This window comes from Kiloniella sp. EL199, from assembly GCF_900313065.1.
In the GTDB taxonomy this organism is placed as follows: domain Bacteria; phylum Pseudomonadota; class Alphaproteobacteria; order Kiloniellales; family Kiloniellaceae; genus Kiloniella.
The window spans coordinates 174,623-190,414 of the sequence record NZ_OMPU01000014.1 but is presented as its reverse complement, the minus strand read 5'-3'; the positions used below and the strand labels follow the sequence as shown (position 1 = coordinate 190,414).

At 45.5% G+C, this 15,792-nt stretch carries 15 protein-coding genes; 7 read left to right on the top strand and 8 right to left on the bottom strand.

Going from position 1 to position 15,792, the window contains the following annotated elements; translation table 11 throughout:
• Positions 1-112: 112 nt before the first annotated feature.
• The gene (locus tag D9A03_RS18730) at positions 113-700 is read right to left on the bottom strand and encodes a UbiX family flavin prenyltransferase (protein WP_120498747.1); all 588 of its coding nucleotides are present in this window, start codon (positions 698-700) and stop codon (positions 113-115) included.
• Positions 701-1,090: 390 nt separating this feature from the next.
• On the opposite strand from D9A03_RS18730, the gene D9A03_RS18725 reads away from it, so the two are divergent.
• Together D9A03_RS18725 and D9A03_RS18720 are read left to right on the top strand one after the other, a co-directional pair.
• Complete coding sequence (locus D9A03_RS18725) at positions 1,091-1,261, top strand: YdcH family protein (RefSeq protein WP_120498746.1); 171 nt, start codon at positions 1,091-1,093, stop codon at positions 1,259-1,261.
• Between the two features lie 240 nt (positions 1,262-1,501).
• A complete protein-coding gene (locus D9A03_RS18720) occupies positions 1,502-3,403 on the top strand; it encodes a propionyl-CoA synthetase (protein ID WP_120498745.1) in 1,902 nt (633 codons plus the stop codon).
• A 90-nt stretch (positions 3,404-3,493) separates the two neighbouring features.
• On the opposite strand, the gene D9A03_RS18715 is transcribed toward D9A03_RS18720, so the two are convergent.
• Both D9A03_RS18715 and D9A03_RS18710 read right to left on the bottom strand, forming a co-directional pair.
• Positions 3,494-4,147 carry a DUF1013 domain-containing protein gene (locus D9A03_RS18715; protein WP_120498744.1) on the bottom strand — a complete coding sequence of 218 codons (654 nt, stop codon included), beginning with the start codon at positions 4,145-4,147 and terminating at the stop codon, positions 3,494-3,496.
• A gap of 146 nt (positions 4,148-4,293) precedes the next feature.
• The gene (locus tag D9A03_RS18710; RefSeq protein WP_120498851.1) at positions 4,294-5,277 is read right to left on the bottom strand and encodes an NAD(P)H-quinone oxidoreductase; all 984 of its coding nucleotides are present in this window, start codon (positions 5,275-5,277) and stop codon (positions 4,294-4,296) included.
• Positions 5,278-5,450: 173 nt separating this feature from the next.
• Between D9A03_RS18710 and D9A03_RS18705 the strand changes: the two genes are divergently transcribed.
• The 3 genes from D9A03_RS18705 to D9A03_RS18695 are packed head-to-tail and all read left to right on the top strand — an operon-like array spanning position 5,451 to position 7,457.
• The gene (locus D9A03_RS18705) at positions 5,451-5,633 is read left to right on the top strand and encodes a DUF1192 domain-containing protein (protein ID WP_120498743.1); all 183 of its coding nucleotides are present in this window, start codon (positions 5,451-5,453) and stop codon (positions 5,631-5,633) included.
• Between the two features lie 42 nt (positions 5,634-5,675).
• A complete protein-coding gene (locus D9A03_RS18700; protein WP_120498742.1) occupies positions 5,676-6,635 on the top strand; it encodes an AEC family transporter in 960 nt (319 codons plus the stop codon).
• Between the two features lie 33 nt (positions 6,636-6,668).
• On the top strand, positions 6,669-7,457 hold the full coding sequence (locus tag D9A03_RS18695) for a 3-hydroxybutyrate dehydrogenase (RefSeq protein WP_120498741.1): 789 nt from the start codon (positions 6,669-6,671) through the stop codon (positions 7,455-7,457).
• 565 nt (positions 7,458-8,022) lie between these two features.
• Here D9A03_RS18695 and D9A03_RS18685 read toward each other — a convergent pair.
• Positions 8,023-8,484 carry an Hsp20 family protein gene (locus tag D9A03_RS18685; RefSeq protein WP_120498739.1) on the bottom strand — a complete coding sequence of 154 codons (462 nt, stop codon included), beginning with the start codon at positions 8,482-8,484 and terminating at the stop codon, positions 8,023-8,025.
• A 299-nt stretch (positions 8,485-8,783) separates the two neighbouring features.
• Between D9A03_RS18685 and D9A03_RS18680 the strand changes: the two genes are divergently transcribed.
• Positions 8,784-9,182 carry a DUF1465 family protein gene (locus D9A03_RS18680; RefSeq protein WP_120498738.1) on the top strand — a complete coding sequence of 133 codons (399 nt, stop codon included), beginning with the start codon at positions 8,784-8,786 and terminating at the stop codon, positions 9,180-9,182.
• A gap of 34 nt (positions 9,183-9,216) precedes the next feature.
• Here D9A03_RS18680 and rpmE read toward each other — a convergent pair whose 3' ends face one another.
• Positions 9,217-9,441, bottom strand: coding sequence for a 50S ribosomal protein L31 (gene rpmE / locus D9A03_RS18675; RefSeq protein WP_046508232.1), 225 nt, complete (start codon positions 9,439-9,441; stop codon positions 9,217-9,219).
• 237 nt (positions 9,442-9,678) lie between these two features.
• On the opposite strand from rpmE, the gene D9A03_RS18670 reads away from it, so the two are divergent.
• Entirely contained in the window at positions 9,679-11,511 is a 1,833-nt protein-coding gene (locus tag D9A03_RS18670) for an ABC transporter transmembrane domain-containing protein (RefSeq protein WP_120498737.1), read from the top strand.
• 106 nt (positions 11,512-11,617) lie between these two features.
• Here D9A03_RS18670 and D9A03_RS18665 read toward each other — a convergent pair whose 3' ends face one another.
• The 3 genes from D9A03_RS18665 to D9A03_RS18655 form a co-directional block, all read right to left on the bottom strand.
• The gene (locus D9A03_RS18665; protein WP_120498736.1) at positions 11,618-12,940 is read right to left on the bottom strand and encodes a peptidoglycan -binding protein; all 1,323 of its coding nucleotides are present in this window, start codon (positions 12,938-12,940) and stop codon (positions 11,618-11,620) included.
• Positions 12,941-12,946: 6 nt separating this feature from the next.
• Positions 12,947-14,107 (bottom strand): flagellar motor protein MotA, encoded by a 1,161-nt coding sequence (locus D9A03_RS18660; RefSeq protein WP_120498735.1) that lies wholly within the window; start codon positions 14,105-14,107, stop codon positions 12,947-12,949.
• Between the two features lie 103 nt (positions 14,108-14,210).
• Positions 14,211-15,749 (bottom strand): OmpA family protein, encoded by a 1,539-nt coding sequence (locus D9A03_RS18655; RefSeq protein WP_216825539.1) that lies wholly within the window; start codon positions 15,747-15,749, stop codon positions 14,211-14,213.
• Positions 15,750-15,792: the final 43 nt, after the last annotated feature.

The window sequence follows — 15,792 nt, the reverse complement described above, 5'->3', positions numbered from 1 at the left end:
CTGGTTTCTATAAATTGCGAGCTGTAAATGAATAGACCAGTTCGGTTATGACGCATTTATTTCGCAAAAAGCTCAACAATAATTATGACATTTGATAATTTAATGCGCAGGGTTAATGAGCTGGGCGTTTCTTACTGTTTTCGTCCCATCGATTCATGTTCGGAAGCTCAATATCAAACAGATCAAGAATTCTGCCCAGACTATAATCCACCATATCGTTCAAGTTCTCGGGTTTGGCATAAAATGCGGGAACGGGGGGCGCAATAATGGCCCCAAGTTCTGACAGGTTGGTCATGGTACGAAGATGCCCGGTATGGAGTGGTGTTTCCCGAACCATGAGAACAAGTTTTCTGCGCTCTTTTAGAATAACATCAGCCGAACGGGTCAAGAGACTCGAAGTCACGCCGCTTGATATTTCAGACATGGTTCTGACAGAACAGGGGGCGATAATCATCCCAAAAGTCCGATAAGAGCCACTGGAAAGGCAAGCAGCAATATCTTTGACATTATGGGCCACATCCGCAAGGTTTTTGACATCGGCAACTTTGAGGTTGTTTTCATAAGTTAATGTAATTTCTGCAGAATTACTCATGATTAAGTGAGTTTCAATGTCAGTAGACCGTAATAGTTCCAAGAGCCGGATGCCATAAATTACGCCGCTTGCACCGCTTATCCCGACAATGATTCTCTGTTTGGTCATGAGTAACTATCTTTCACATTTATGATGGAAAAATGAAATATATGTTGGCTAACCCTTGGCAAGTTCACCCAACAGGTCTACCATATACACACGCTGTCTTCTCAACAATGTTGTGGGTTTGGGTTGGTACGAAATAAACAAGATAACTGCGGTTGGGACGCTTTGGAAATATCCCATACACTAAAGCCGAACAAACGGCCAGCAGCCTTGGTTACGCCATCTCAGACACGATCAGTACTTCCCAAAAATTTTCTCAGGTATTTTAATGGAGATTTTCCATTGAAATACTTGGTGCAATAACGATTCTTGAGAAAGCTGTTTGAAGTCAATATTCGCGACATTAAGTGTGATTGGTAGCAATTGAAACTTTGGTATTAGAGGGAGACGAATATGGCCACTGCCGAACGCATCGAGTCCTTGCGTACAAAACATGTTACTTTAGAGAGCGCTATTGATCAGGAGAGTCTGCGCCCGCATCCCGATGAATCCCTGTTGATGTCACTTAAAAAGCAAAAGCTTCGCGTTAAAGACGAAATGCAAATGTTGAGTGATCTCCATTAATAAATGCTGAGGTGCTTTTAAGTACCTAATGCTCGCGTTGGAATAAAGAAAACACCCGCCTAGTTTATAATCCGGCGGGTGTTTTTCTGTTATCTTCTCTGTAAAAAATTTGTAAAATAATTATCTAATGTGACTTTCTGCCTATAGGGAAAATTGATCCGTTCTTGAATATGCAGCAAGCTATTCGTACCGGTCGGGGAGGCTGGAGATAAAAATTATATAATCATGTTGGGACACATCATGGGTTCATTTGATGACGTGCAAGCGCGTTCTTTGGCCGAACCAGAAGCGTTCTGGGCCGAAGCTGCATCAGAAATTAACTGGCATAAACCATTTACCAAGGTGCTGGATGACACAGACGTGCCTTTTTATCGATGGTTTAGCGGTGGAGAACTAAATACCTGTTACAATGCGCTTGATCGACATGTAGAACAGGGGCGTGGCGAGCAAACCGCATTGATTTATGATAGTCCGGTTACAGATACAAAAGAACATATTACCTATTCTGACCTTCTGAAGCGTGTCTCAAAATTTGCGGGGGCGCTGGTTGAACTCGGGGTTTCAAAAGGTGATCGGGTTATCATTTATATGCCAATGATACCGGAAGCTGCGATTGCTATGTTGGCTTGTGCACGGCTTGGTGCGGTTCATTCCGTTGTTTTTGGTGGTTTTGCAGCCAATGAACTGGCAACGCGAATTGATGATTGTAGTCCGAAAGTTATTGTCTCTGCTTCTTGCGGTATAGAAGTTAGCAAGGTTATTCCCTATAAGCCCTTGCTGGATGAGGCGATTGATCTTTCTACTCATAAGCCTGATCATTGTGTTATCTGGCAACGTCCTCAAGCAGCGGCATCAATGATAGTGGAGCGCGATATTGATTGGGCGGATGCCGAAGCAAAGGCATCGGGTGTTGATTGTGTCCCCGTTGCGGCAACTGATCCACTTTATATTCTCTATACCTCTGGCACCACGGGGCAACCCAAGGGAATTGTTCGTGACAACGGTGGGCATGCTGTTGTCCTTCATTGGTCTATGAAAAATATATATAATGTTGAACCAGGGGAAGTCTTTTGGGGCGCATCGGATGTTGGATGGGTCGTTGGGCATTCCTACATTGTGTATGGTCCTTTGATTTATGGGGCAACCTCGGTGATGTACGAGGGCAAACCCGTGGGAACACCAGATCCCGGGGCTTTTTGGCGCGTTATCTCAGAGCATAGTGTTTCTGTACTCTTTACGGCTCCCACAGCTTTCCGTGCGATCCGTCAACAGGACCCTGATGCGACCTATCTGGATAAATACGACTTGTCCCATTTCAGAACGTTGTTTTTGGCTGGCGAACGATGTGACCCTGATACACTGAATTGGGCGCTGGAAAAGCTAGGAGTTCCGGTCATTGATCACTGGTGGCAGACCGAGACTGGATGGCCGATTGCCTCTAACTGTCTGGGAATTGAAGAGTTGCCAATTGTGGCCGGGTCCCCCGCTCGATCTGTTCCGGGATGGGATGTTCGTATTCTTGATGCTGAAGATCATAATGAAATGCCTGCTGGCGATATCGGAGCGATTGTTTGCAAACTTCCCTTGCCGCCGGGAACCTTTTCTACTCTTTGGAATGCTAAAGAACGCCATCGTCAGGCTTATTTAACAGGCTTTCCGGGATTTTACGAAACAGGGGATGCGGGCTATAAAGATGAAAACGGCTATATCTATGTTATGTCCCGAACAGATGACATCATCAATGTCGCAGGGCATCGCCTGTCAACGGGAGCTATGGAAGAGGTTCTTGCCGCCCATGAAGATGTTGCGGAGTGTGCAGTCATTGGTGTGGCTGACAAATTAAAAGGTCAACTGCCACTGGGCTTTATGGTTTTAAAGGCCGGGTCGGAAAAATCACATAGTGATGTTGTTGCCGAAGTTGTGCAGAAGGTCAGACATGACATTGGTCCCGTTGCGGCTTTCAAACTTGCAGTCGTCGTCGATCGTTTGCCAAAAACACGATCAGGAAAAATTCTTCGCGCCACAATGCGTAAAATTGCTGATAACGAAGATTACAAAGTTCCTGCGACTATTGATGATCCAGTTATTCTGGACGAGATACGGATGGCTTTACAAAGCATTGGATATGGCATGACGACGTAGTGCGATTGTTGGTACATAACCTCTGTTATTTAACCAAGAAAAAGGCCTCTTAAAATAAGAGGCCTTTTTGATTTTTGCTGTATCGAGAGATTAATCTGTTGTTTTAAAAGCTCTTGTAAAAGCTTCGTACGGATCTTCCGGCACTTCTTCTTTTACGGGGGCTTCAACAACTTCTTCTTCCATCGGCTCTGGCTTTGGAATGATACGGCCAGCTTTTTCAGCTTCTTTGATCGCTTTATCGATTGTTGCGTTCAAATCAACCTGTTTGCAAAGGCCAAGCAATACAGGGTCACGAGGACGAATGTTGCTGATGTTCCAGTGAGATCTATCTCTGATTGCCTGAATGGTTTTCTTTGTTGTCCCAATCAGCTTTGAAACATGATTATCCGTAAGTTCAGGGTGATGGCGAACCAACCATGCAATCCCGTCCGGTTTATCCTGACGTTTTGCAATTGGTGTGTAGCGTGGGCCTTTTGTCCGTTTGGAGGGTTGTGGCAAATCATCCTGTTGATAAAAACGCAGGGACTTTGACGAATCCTTTTCGCAGCGTTCCAGTTCCGCGCGAGTAATCTGAGAATTCGCAATGGGGTCCATTCCCCGAATACCTACAGCGACTTCACCATCGGCAATTCCTTGCACTTCCAGTGTGTGAAGTTGGCAGAATTCAGCAATCTGCTCAAAAGTGAGCGATGTGTTCTCGACCAACCAAACGGCGGTCGCTTTTGGCATTAGTGGTTGAGACATTGGTTCTCCTAATCGTGCCGTCGGCTAATGATCCTTCGGCTACGGTAATACGTATCCAACGGGTGGCTTACCCCGAATATACCGCGAGGCCAAGCAGTAAATAAAGGATCAAGGTGTTTTTTTTTGTTAATTAGTTGGCTTTGGGGCTATTTTTCAAGTTTTAAAACGATTTTACCAATATGTTTCGATGATTCCATTAATTTATGTGCTTCTGCTGCCTTGTCCAAAGGCAAGGTCTTGTAGATTAATGGTCCAAGCTTCCCATCTTCAATGAGTGGCCAGACTTTTTCTGTCAGGTTTTGGCTTATCTGTGCCTTGAATGCTCTGGAACGTGCACGAAGAGTGGACCCGGTAATCTTTAGGCGTTTCAGCATTACAGGCATGAAATTTACATTTGCTTGAGATCCGGACAAGAAGGCAATAAAGCAGAGGCGCCCGTCTGTTCCCAAGCTTGAAATATCACGTTGTATATAGTCACCACCGACCATATCGAGAACAACATCGACCCCCTTTTTTTCTGTGAATTTTTTAGATTCTTCAACAAAATCCTGGGTTTTGTAGTTAATCGCGAGATTTGCGCCAAGATTGCGGCAAGCTTGGCACTTTTCGTCACTTCCGGCTGTGGCAATAACTTTGGCTCCAAAAGCTTTTGCCAGTTGAATTGCGGTTGTACCTATGCCCGAGGTTCCACCGTGAATCAGAATCGTTTCGCCTGATTTAAGTTCGCAACGATCAAAAATATTACTCCAGACAGTAAAGTATGTCTCGGGCAAAGCTGCTGCCTGTTCAAGAGAAAGACCTTTCGGTATCGGCAGGCATTGCCCTACTGGTGCTGTGCAATATTCTGCATAGCCTCCGCCGCCAACCAGTGCGAGAACCTGATCCCCGAGCGCATATTGTGTTGCCTGTGCTCCCAACTTTACGATTGTCCCTGAAACTTCGAGGCCCGGAATATCCGATTCTCCAGGGGGCGGAGGATACAGGCCTTTTCGCTGTATTACATCTGGCCGGTTTACGCCGGCATAACTGATCTTGATCAGTACTTCATCTTCTGCCGGAGTCGGAACTGCACACTCTGTTGGTACAAGCTGATCTGCATCACCGTATTCTTTGATTTCAATTGCCGTCATTTGTTCGGGGATTTCCCCGAAAGTATTTTGTGCCACTTGCTTGCCCTGCCAATTATTAATCTACTGTTTTTCTTCTTGATATTCAGTCTAGTATGCTGGGAAGATTCTTGCCAATGGTAACAATGGAGTTACCCGCGATTTAAACGGGGAATGAAACAGAGAAAGTTTGTGATATGGACCTTGATGATCTTGAACCCAAAAAAGGCAAACCCCAACTCAAAAATCTTGAACCTATGGGGTTGGAAGAATTACGGGAATATATTTCGCTGTTGGAAGATGAGATTGCCCGAACCCGTGATGAAATCGATCGCAAAGAAAAACATCGTCAAGGATTGGATGGCCTCTTTAAGAGTTAAACTCAATAATGAAAATATTTATTAGTCGCATCAGGTGATCTTTTGTTTGTCAGCCTAGAAATTGTCATACCAGTTTTCCTTATAATTTTGTCCGGATATGTGGCTGGTAAAAGGCATTGGGTCTCGTCTTCTGCTTTGAAGGGATTGTCTTTTTTTGTTTATTATCTGGCTATTCCTGCCCTTTTGTTTCGAACAATGGCTCGGGGTAATTTGTCAGCGGATATCCATTTTCCCTTAATTGCGACCTTTTATAGTGTCTCTCTGACAATTTTCATCTGCAGTGCTCTTCTGGGCCGTTTTTTATATGGTCATGGGCTTAAAGAATCCGCTGTCATGGCAATGGGGGCAACCTATGGAAATCTGTTGTTACTCGGCTTTCCTTTGATCTATTCAGCCTTCGGTGATGAAGGCATGGTTCCTTTGACTATGCTGATTGCATTTCAGGCTCCGATCCTAATGGCCTTGACCTCTATGCTTACGGAATATGATCTGTCACGGGAAGGGGATGGTGGCGAAGGCCTAAAGGCTATTGCACTTTCTCTGGCAAAGGCAATCTGGAGCAATCCAATTATTCTGGGCTTGATTTTCGGGGGGATTTTTCAGCTTTCCGGTGTTGAATTTATCGCCGTTCTGGATCGTTTTACCGCAGTATTAAGCGGTGCTGTTGTTCCCTGCGCCCTTTTTGCGTTGGGAGTTTCCCTAACCGAATTCAAATTGGCTGGTGACTTAAAACAGAGCTTTCTAATCGTGGGATTAAAAACAGTTATTTACCCAAGTATTGTTGCATACCTTGTTTTTAACGTGATTCAAGTGCCGCCTTTGTGGGCTGCTGTTGCCGTTATTCTGGCCGCGCAACCGACAGGAGTGAATGTTTTTATCTTGGCGCAACAATATGGTGTTTTCACTGCCAGAGCGGCATCTGTCGTCTTATCTTCTACGATTCTATCAGTTGTCACGGTAACCCTGTTAATCGCATACTATGTGCACGTCTTACCTAGGTGATATTCCTCAATTATTGTTTACAGGAGAAAGTAAATGCCCGGCCTCAAAGGGAAAGTGGCGGTTATTACAGGATCAACCAGTGGTATCGGTAAGGGAATTGCTGAATGCTTGGCTGCTGAAGGGGCCGATATCATGTTGAATGGTTTTGGTGATCGATCTGAAATCGCTGAACTTGAGAAAAAACTGGCTAAAGATCACGCTGTTAAGGTTGCTTATTCCGCTGCTGATATGAGCAAGCCTGATGATATCCGGGGTATGATCGCTGAGGCTCAAACAAAACTTGGTGGGGTTGATTTACTTGTAAATAACGCAGGCATTCAAAATGTTTCGCCCGTTGATGAATTTCCCGAAGAGCGGTGGGATGCGGTTATTGCCATTAATCTTTCTTCAGCCTTTCATAGTATTAAGGCTGCATTACCCGAGATGAAGGAAAAGGGGTGGGGGCGCATAATCAATGTTGCTTCAGCGCATGGTTTAACGGCCTCACCAAACAAATCGGCATATGTTGCGGCTAAACATGGCGTTGTCGGACTAACGAAGGCTGTCGCTTTGGAAGTTGCAACACAGGGGATTACGGTAAATGCGATTTGTCCCGGTTGGGTTTTAACTGATTTGGTTCGTGCGCAAATTGAGGCAAGAGCAAAAGAGAGCGGTCAATCTTTTGATGAAGAAAAACGAGCTCTTGTTTCGGAAAAAACCCCTTCCCAGGGCTTTTCGACGCCAGAACAGATTGGAAAGCTTGCTGCTTTTTTATGTAGTGATGCTGCGGATCAAATGACCGGTGCACCTTATTCAATTGATGGCGGCTGGATGGCGCAATAATCTAACAAGCCATTATTATTGCTATTTATTTTATCCCAAGGAAATAAATATACGCAGGGGGAGCTTTTTATTATGCTTCCCTTCATTTTTGCCTCTTGAAAACCAGAAATAACACCTTAAATCTCTATGAGTAGAAGCAAGGATTATGCTGTTAACTATTTTTTAGTTGATTTGTTATAATCTTGTAATGTCAAAAAGAGTTTTTTAGTTTCTTTATTACTATTTATCTTTTTTTTGATGCCTCCCTGTTGACTTGCCGCCGGTTTTTTTGCCGGCGGATTTTTTTTGATTAATATTCTGATCTTATTTGCTTTTAAATTATATTCGAACGAAGAAAAATGCCTGAAAGAAGGCAAAATTTGTCGTAAAAATGCCAAAAAATAAAACAAGTCCTTGACGAGAGGCTCGAGTCTTCATAACCTCTTGCGTAACAAAGGCAAGTTGACAGGGTGGACAAACAGATCAAACGACATAGATCGTAATATCTGTTAGATATATTGCCAAAAATAACAAAGACCGGGCTTATAAAAAATAAGCCCGGTCTTTGGCGTTTATGATCGGAAGATTATTGCTGATCTATCAGTTCAGATGCATTTGATGCGCCATTTGAAATGGGGATATTGCGTGGCTTCTTTGATTCAGGAATCTCGCGTGTGAGATCTATGATCAGAAGCCCGTTTTCAAGATTAGCACCCGTTACCTTTATGTGATCTGCCAGATCGAAACTTCTTTCAAAAGATCTGTTTGCAATTCCCCTATGGAGATAAGTTACCTGATCATCTTCATCACGTTCTTTTTTTCCGGCGACATGAAGGGAGTTTTCCTTGATTGTAATCTCAAGGTCGTTCCGGGAAAAACCTGCGACAGCCATTGTAATACGGTAATCGTGCTCGGCTGTTTTTTCTATATTGTAGGGGGGGTAACTGGATGATGCTGTATCCGGTCGGGCAGATGCATCAAGCATGTTCATCATGCGGTCAAAGCCAACAGTAGCGCGTAGTAATGGTGTTAAGTCACGATGGTGCATTGCGTGTTCTCCTTTTGAGCAACAAGCTTAATAATTAGCCTACCTTGTGGTCAGGCCAGTGAATATACGGAAGCCCGGATGGCACTTCCTGTAATAATTGAGTTAAGAAAGGTAGCAATTATTTTCAAGATACGGCCTGCCAAAAAATAATTCTTTGAGCCTTTTGATCAGCAGAAAGTGAATGATCCTGGGCTTTGCTTGCTTGACCAACAATTTGTTAAGGCCCTTATGATAGATTGAGGAAAACTCTGCACGAACTGTTGTGTTGAATGCAGAGAGTAAAGATTATCAGGCGGTTTATGGTTACGTATCTGGATTCGACTTATCAAGAAGCTTTGTCCCTGACGAAAGAAGCAAGGGACTATCTGGCGGATAGAGCCCGTCATCGACACTTGTGGTTAAAGCCAGAGGATCGTTTGCAAATCTGTTGTGAAAGTATGCGCCTTACAGCGCGCCTTACTCAGGTTATGGCTTGGCTATTGGTGCAAAGAGCTGTTCTTGATGGAGAGATCAGCATGGATGAAGCCAGAAACCCTGATAACAGAATATCTGGTCAGAATGTTTGTGAGATACTCGATGAGTTACCAGATGGCGCTGACCCCAGAATGGCTGACTTGATGGGGCGTAGTCATCAACTCTATACGAGAGTCGTTCGATTGGATTCTCAATTGGATAGGGCAGAAAAAAAGGCTCCGTAATACGGAACCTTTCTTAATATTTCAACAGCTTGGCTTAGTTCTTGATGCCAAAAGCTGCAAAACGCTTGTTGAACTTGGCAACCTGACCACCGGTATCAACCAAGCGGTGTTCGCCAGTCCAAGCTGGATGGCTCTTGGGGTCAATATCAAGACGCATTACATCGCCTTCTTTGCCCCATGTAGATCGTGTTTCGAATTCACTACCATCAGTCATAACAACTTTGATGGTGTGGTATTCTGGATGAATATCTTTTTTCATAGTCCGTATCCCCTTAGGAAGCGGGGGCTATTTAACCGAACCTGCGCCAAGAGGCAAGTTAATTCCACGAATCGTAAAAATTTACCTGAAATTTACATGCCAGGGGCATAGGGTCGCATTGAAGCCGTTAATAAATTGTGGTTTCTCATACTGGAGTGGAAAGGTCAATTCCGTTATTAGGTAAGTAATTATTTTTATGGGATCCGGAAATGGAGTCTCTCTTCAGGAAAGACAGGTATGAGCCGAAACAGTGAAAAGAATTTAGCTGTGTCATCAAACGAAGACGTATCTAAAAGCAAAGAGTTAAAACATCTGTTGCTGCTATGGCAATTTGTGCGTCCCTACAAGCTTCAGATCTGCGGGGCGATGATTGCTCTTGTCGTTGCCGCAGGCACCGTCCTTGGGCTTGGTCGAGGGCTTAGGGCTTTGATTGATCAGGGGTTTTCCAGTGGTAATAGCGAATTGCTCGATCAAGCCGTTTTTGTTTTATTCGGTGTTACAGTGCTTCTAGCCCTGGCCAGCTATTCCCGTTATTTTCTTGTTTCGTGGATTGGAGAGCGTGTTGTTGCTGATATTCGCTCTGCTGTGTTCGGGCACATTATCAAGATGTCGCCAGCTTTTTTCGAAGTCACCAGAAGTGGTGAAGTTCTTTCCAGATTAACAACGGATACAACACTTTTACAGGTTGTTGTTGGCTCATCCTTTTCCATTGCTCTTCGTAACTTATTGATGTTTTTCGGTGGTTTAGTGCTGCTCATTATTACATCCCCCAAATTAACCGGATTTGTTGCGCTTGTTATTCCTTTTGTTTTGATCCCGATTCTATTTTTTGGTCGGAAAGTGCGTGCACTGAGTAGGGATAGTCAGGACCGGATTGCGGATGTTGGTGTGTATGCTGACGAGACAATTGGGGCGATTCGTACTGTACAGGCATTTAGCCATGAAGACCTTGATCGTCAGTATTTTTCTGGTCGGGTTGAAGATGCCTTTTCGACGGCTGTAACACGAATCCGATTCCGCGCATTGCTGACAGCAATCGTCATTGTTCTGGTTTTTGGTTCTATCAGTGCGATTCTCTGGGTTGGTGGACGCGATGTTTTGGAAGGACGTATAACAGCTGGTGAGCTTTCTTCCTTTGTCTTTTATGCAATCGTTGTTGCGGGCTCTCTAGGTGCCTTTAGCGAGGTTATTGGGGATTTGCAGCGTGCAGCTGGAGCAACTGAAAGGTTGTTAAGCCTTTTGGCCCTTAAAACAGATATTGCCGCACCGGAAGCACCAATGCCATTGCCTGCAAAAATTAAAGGCGCTGTTTCTTTTTCCAATGTGAGCTTTAATTATCCATCCCGGCCAACACAGTCGGCAATGACTGGTTTTTCTGCTGATATCAAGGCGGGGGAGAAGGTGGCAATTGTCGGCCCTTCTGGAGCAGGAAAAACTACGGTCTTTCAGCTGTTGCTCCGTTATTATGATGTGCAGCAGGGTGTTGTGAAGATTGACGATGTTGACCTTCGCGACTTTGACCCTGTTGAAATGCGTAAGCACATCGGTCTGGTTTCGCAAGAACCTGTGGTGTTTTCTGCCACTGCATACGAGAACATTCGTTATGGTCGTCCTGATGCCAGTCACGAAGAAATTCTCAATGCTGCCAGAGCTGCTTCTGCACACGATTTTCTGGAGAAGCTTCCTGAAGGGTATGATACCTATCTTGGCGAAAAGGGGGTTCGCCTTTCTGGTGGACAGAGACAGCGTCTTGCCATTGCCCGGGCGATTTTGAGAGACCCCGAGATTTTACTCCTTGATGAAGCGACCTCAGCTCTGGATTCTCAAAGTGAAGTGGCGGTTCAGAAAGCTTTGGATAATCTTCTGGATGGTCGGACAACACTGATGATTGCCCATCGCCTGGCGACGGTCTTGAAGGCAGATCGTATTCTGGTTATGGACGAAGGTCGTATTGTGGCAAGCGGAACGCATGCTGAGTTGGTTAAACAGGATGGTCTCTACGCGCGTCTGGCTGAATTACAGTTCGGTCAGGATATGGACGCGGAGTTAACCGTTCAGGCTGCCAGTTAGATTATTTTGCTGATCTTTTCTTCTTAGTAACAAGTGAAACTGTGCGCGATTTTAAGGGGTTTCCGAGTACAGGTTTAAAAAGTTATTGAGAAGAGCATCCTGTTCTTTAACGCTGTGTCAGTTTTAACTCTATGCGGCGGTTGCGTCTGAAAGCTATTTCATCGCGGCTGCTGTCCAATGGCTGGAATTGACCAAAGCCTGTTGCAGCCAGTCTGGATGCAGGTATGCCCTGCGTAATCAGGAACTTTACAACGGATATGGCTCTTGCTGTTGAAAGCTCCCAATTTGAAGGAAACTCAGCTGTAGAAATTGGTTGTACATCGGTATGGCCATCAACACGTAAAATCCAGTCGATATCATCAGGAATGTTGGCGGAAAGCTCTCTGAGTGTTTTTGCAAGTTGGCCTAACTGATCCTGTCCACCAGCTTCCAGTGTTGCTGAACCACTGGAAAAAAGAACTTCGGATTGAAAGACAAAGCGGTCCCCAACAATTCGGATGTCTTGGCGATTGCCAAGAACTTCACGAAGTTTGCCAAAAAACTCTGATCTGTACCTTGCTAGCTGTTGCACTTTGGTCGCGAGCGCAACGTTGAGGCGCTTGCCAAGGTCGATAATTTGAGTTTCCTGTGCTGCATTGATGGCTTCGGTGATTTCCAACGTTGCCGATATATCTGATAGCTGCTTGCGAAGCGCAGCAATTTGCTGATTTAATAGAACGACTTCTGTTTGTGCTTCTTCTGTAAGTGCTTTTTGGCCAGAGATATCAGATTCTGCTGTTGCGAGTTTTTCTGTGAGGTTGTCACGAAGTTCTTTCAGCAGAGCTATTTCGGCAAGTTGAGTTTCTACTTTTTCTTTGTCAGCCTCAATTACTTTGTAAGCATCTTCCAGTTCAGCATTCACCTTTGCAGATTCTGCGGATAACTTCGCAGCTGCCAGTTCCAATGCTGATAGTTGATCCTCAATGCCCTTTTTGTCATCCAGAAGCTTTTGCTTTTCCGCTTCAAGCTGATCATTGTTTTCCTGTAATAACGCTTGCGCGCTCACAAGGTCTTTGAGCTCTTTACTGACCGAGAGTAATTCGCCTTCCAGATTTTCCTTGTCTTCAGAAAGCGCGGCTAACTGGTTTGCAAGACTGTCTCGTGAGGATATCGAACTCTGCAGCTCAGTTGTGAGCTGTGTAACGCTGGAACGTAATCTGGTATTCGCTGATTTCTCTAACGAAAGTAATTCGGCAAGTTCACTAATTTCTCTGTTCAGGTTTGATAAGGCTTTGTCTTTACCACTTAGTGCATTACTGAGGGTAAACTGGGCAACCATAAAGACCATGAGTACAAAAATGATCACAAGTAGCAGTGTTGCCAAGGCGTCGACGAAACCAGGCCAGATGTTGATTGATCTTTTGCTGCTTCTGCGACTTGCCGAAAACATGCGGGGTTATTCCCCTTCTGCCATAGCGGCCAATGTGCGTGTTAACAGTCGTATTTCGCTTCTTATTTCCTGAACAGAACTTTCTCTGCCATTAGCAATCTCACCAGAAAGTTGTTCCAGTCGGAGATCCATATTCCTTAGGTGTCCCTTGGAAGCTTCGTCGATACCTGCGTTTGTCGGTGTTGATTGTTTTTGTGCTAATTGACTCAGTATTGGTTTTAGCTGTGCCTGAGTTTCCGCAATGCTGAGCATAACACTTTGTTCTGCACGCATATGATCGGTCAGAGTGGACATGCGTTCCGTCAAAGTGACCAAAGACTGGTTTGCCCTGACACGCTCTTCTTCATCCCGAGCCATGGTTCTTTCCAGCTTTTCAAGGCTTTCAGCAGTTTGTTCCAACAATGCTGATATATAGGCGGGAACAGACTGGTCTCCTTCAGCACCAGGGCCACCACTGGAAAGTTTGGTGATACCAGAGAGCCATTCTTCCAGGTGATTAAGGAAGCGATTGTGTGCTTGTCCGGCTTGTAGCTCCAGGAAACCGAGAACTAGTGAACCTGCAAGTCCAAATAGTGAGGAACTAAAGGCTGTGCCCATGCCGGATAATGGTGTTGCCAAACCGGATTTCAGTTCATCAAACATAGAAGAGGGATCATCGGCCGTTGTGCTAAGGCCGGCAATGGTATCACCGACAGCATTAACTGTTTCCAGCAGTCCCCAAAACGTTCCCAGAAGCCCCAGAAAGATTAGCAAGCCGATCAAATATCGGGAAATATCATGACTTTCTTCTATACGGCTTTGGATGCCATCAAGAAGTGTCCGCATGGAAAGAGTGGAAAGGCTCAGTTTGCCTTTTTTTTCTCCGATCATAGTTGCCATGGGGCCGAGAAGTCTTGGTTCTCTGATTTCATTCATAGAGCCAGCGAAGACCAAGCCACCTTCTGTTTCTCTTTTGAGGTGCTCCAGCCAGGCTAATTCTGGATTAAGCGACAAGACCTGCCGAAAAATGTAGATTATACCCAGGAAAAGAACGCCTAGAATCATACCATTCATAACCGCATTGGCTATGAAAGCTTCGTGGAGACTTGGTGCAAGTGCTGCAACAGCGAGACTAACTATTCCTAAGAAAATCCCCATTCGGATTAGGTAGCGTGTTGGCCGTTTCATGCGTAAAGCGCCCTCTGGTGTTTAGAAACTCTTCTGCAGGCTACAGCTTTTATTAGGCAAAACTAAGACAGCTATTTCCCGTTATCGAGAGTAGGTCAAAGAACTAGTTTTGTACTGGAATTATCTCCACCCGGTCCGGGTTGCCGTTTTTAGCTTTATTACCCAAAGCACGCACATGCATCCGTGTGCTTGGAATACCGCGTTCCATCAAAACGCCGCGAACGGCAAGTGCTCTGGAAAGGGATATGCGGCGCGCCTGGGCATTACTTTCACTATCACCGGCGTAGGCGAGAAGCTGTATGATTTTGCTTTCATCAGCCAGAAGTTGATCCGCAAGTGTATTTAGTTGTGCTTTTGCTTCCGAACCCAAGTCGGCTTCGCCTTGTTCAAACAACAATTGAAGCGGACCCAGTTCACCCGGCGGCGTAATTGCGGCTGTTTCTTCTGTCGTTGGAAGAAGCTCAACCGGTGCTGTCTCAGTTAAAGGTACTTCTGCCGGCGGTGGAGGTGGCGGAGAAAGCTCTTCAGTGCTCTCTGTCAACGCCGCTCCGGCAATTGCAGGCGCTGTAGGGATGTCTGTTCCTGCTGTCGGTGTCGTTGGTTCTGGTACTGGCGGCGGGGTTAATACAGGCTCTGCTGTAACCGTTTCAATCGCCGGAGCTGGGGCTGTGACTGCCGGGGTTGTAATTGATGGGGGTGATGCCACCGGATCTGGTGCAGAAAATGTTGTTCCCTCGGTCGCTGCTGTCGTTGTTGCTTTGACAGTCGCTTCTACAGCCGGAGTTTTGGGGGCAACGGTTTGTGGTGTTGCAACTGGTTCAATCTTGGTCGGTTGCGTTTCTTCTGCCACTGGTGCCGGCGGAATAGTAGAACTTGGTGCCTGTGCTTGACTGACAGGTTCTGCTTTTTTAGAGGTTACTTTCGGCGCAGCAGGTGGGGTGATAGAGGCTGTTTGTCTCACAGGTTCTTGCGTCGTTGGCTCAGGCGTTGATCTCGTTACAGTTGATGCTCTTTGTACAACACGGTTTCCACCATTGGGGGGCGGAACCAGCAACTGTGATTGAGGTGAAGACGCCGGAACTTGAGACGGATATTGTGGCTGTTGTCCGGTACTTGCGACATGTGTACTGGATACTTGTGACAAGGGGACAAGCGGCTGGCCATATGGGTTATAGAGGTTTGAGGCTGCTGTTTGCTGTGGTTGCTGGAGATAACCGCCCCGTGCGTAGAGGTCTTGACCATAGCGCTGTTGCCAGGAATTATAAACCTGTGGATTATTTTGTGCTGTATAGGCTGTTTGGTTATAACCAGAACCTTGAAAGTCAGCGAAATTGTTTATTGTTACTTGGCTATGCGGAAAGCGTGCAGGCGGAAAAAGCAAGTTGCCGGGTCTGCTGAGATATTGATTGTTTCCAGCACCGGGGTAGCCCGAGGGAACGCCTTGGGCACCATAAGAATATCCATTGGAATAAGCCGGAACAGAACCAATTAGCTGTTCGTTAACATAAACGCCTGAGCTTCCGGAGCCGCCAATGATCGTTGTGTTCTGTGCAACGACGGCTGATGTACTACATAGTAGTGCGAGTGTGGCACAGCTTGCCTGTAGCATTGTTGAGCGATTTTGGTGTCTATTTTTATGCATATAGCTCATAGGTTTGAACAATTTCCATCCCCCAGGATGATTC

What these genes read in the sequence shown, in the direction of transcription:
- D9A03_RS18665 (WP_120498736.1), bottom strand. Translation starts at nt 12,940, where the DNA reads ATGTTTTCGGCAAGTCGCAGAAGCAGCAAAAGATCAATCAACATCTGG.
- D9A03_RS18685 (WP_120498739.1), bottom strand. Translation starts at nt 8,484, where the DNA reads ATGCACCATCGTGACTTAACACCATTACTACGCGCTACTGTTGGCTTT.
- D9A03_RS18655 (WP_216825539.1), bottom strand. Translation starts at nt 15,749, where the DNA reads ATGCATAAAAATAGACACCAAAATCGCTCAACAATGCTACAGGCAAGC.
- D9A03_RS18715 (WP_120498744.1), bottom strand. Translation starts at nt 4,147, where the DNA reads ATGTCTCAACCACTAATGCCAAAAGCGACCGCCGTTTGGTTGGTCGAG.
- rpmE (WP_046508232.1), bottom strand. Translation starts at nt 9,441, where the DNA reads ATGAAAAAAGATATTCATCCAGAATACCACACCATCAAAGTTGTTATG.
- D9A03_RS18705 (WP_120498743.1), top strand. Translation starts at nt 5,451, where the DNA reads ATGGACCTTGATGATCTTGAACCCAAAAAAGGCAAACCCCAACTCAAA.
- D9A03_RS18725 (WP_120498746.1), top strand. Translation starts at nt 1,091, where the DNA reads ATGGCCACTGCCGAACGCATCGAGTCCTTGCGTACAAAACATGTTACT.
- D9A03_RS18720 (WP_120498745.1), top strand. Translation starts at nt 1,502, where the DNA reads ATGGGTTCATTTGATGACGTGCAAGCGCGTTCTTTGGCCGAACCAGAA.
- D9A03_RS18730 (WP_120498747.1), bottom strand. Translation starts at nt 700, where the DNA reads ATGACCAAACAGAGAATCATTGTCGGGATAAGCGGTGCAAGCGGCGTA.
- D9A03_RS18710 (WP_120498851.1), bottom strand. Translation starts at nt 5,277, where the DNA reads ATGACGGCAATTGAAATCAAAGAATACGGTGATGCAGATCAGCTTGTA.
- D9A03_RS18660 (WP_120498735.1), bottom strand. Translation starts at nt 14,107, where the DNA reads ATGAAACGGCCAACACGCTACCTAATCCGAATGGGGATTTTCTTAGGA.
- D9A03_RS18670 (WP_120498737.1), top strand. Translation starts at nt 9,679, where the DNA reads ATGAGCCGAAACAGTGAAAAGAATTTAGCTGTGTCATCAAACGAAGAC.
- D9A03_RS18695 (WP_120498741.1), top strand. Translation starts at nt 6,669, where the DNA reads ATGCCCGGCCTCAAAGGGAAAGTGGCGGTTATTACAGGATCAACCAGT.
- D9A03_RS18680 (WP_120498738.1), top strand. Translation starts at nt 8,784, where the DNA reads ATGGTTACGTATCTGGATTCGACTTATCAAGAAGCTTTGTCCCTGACG.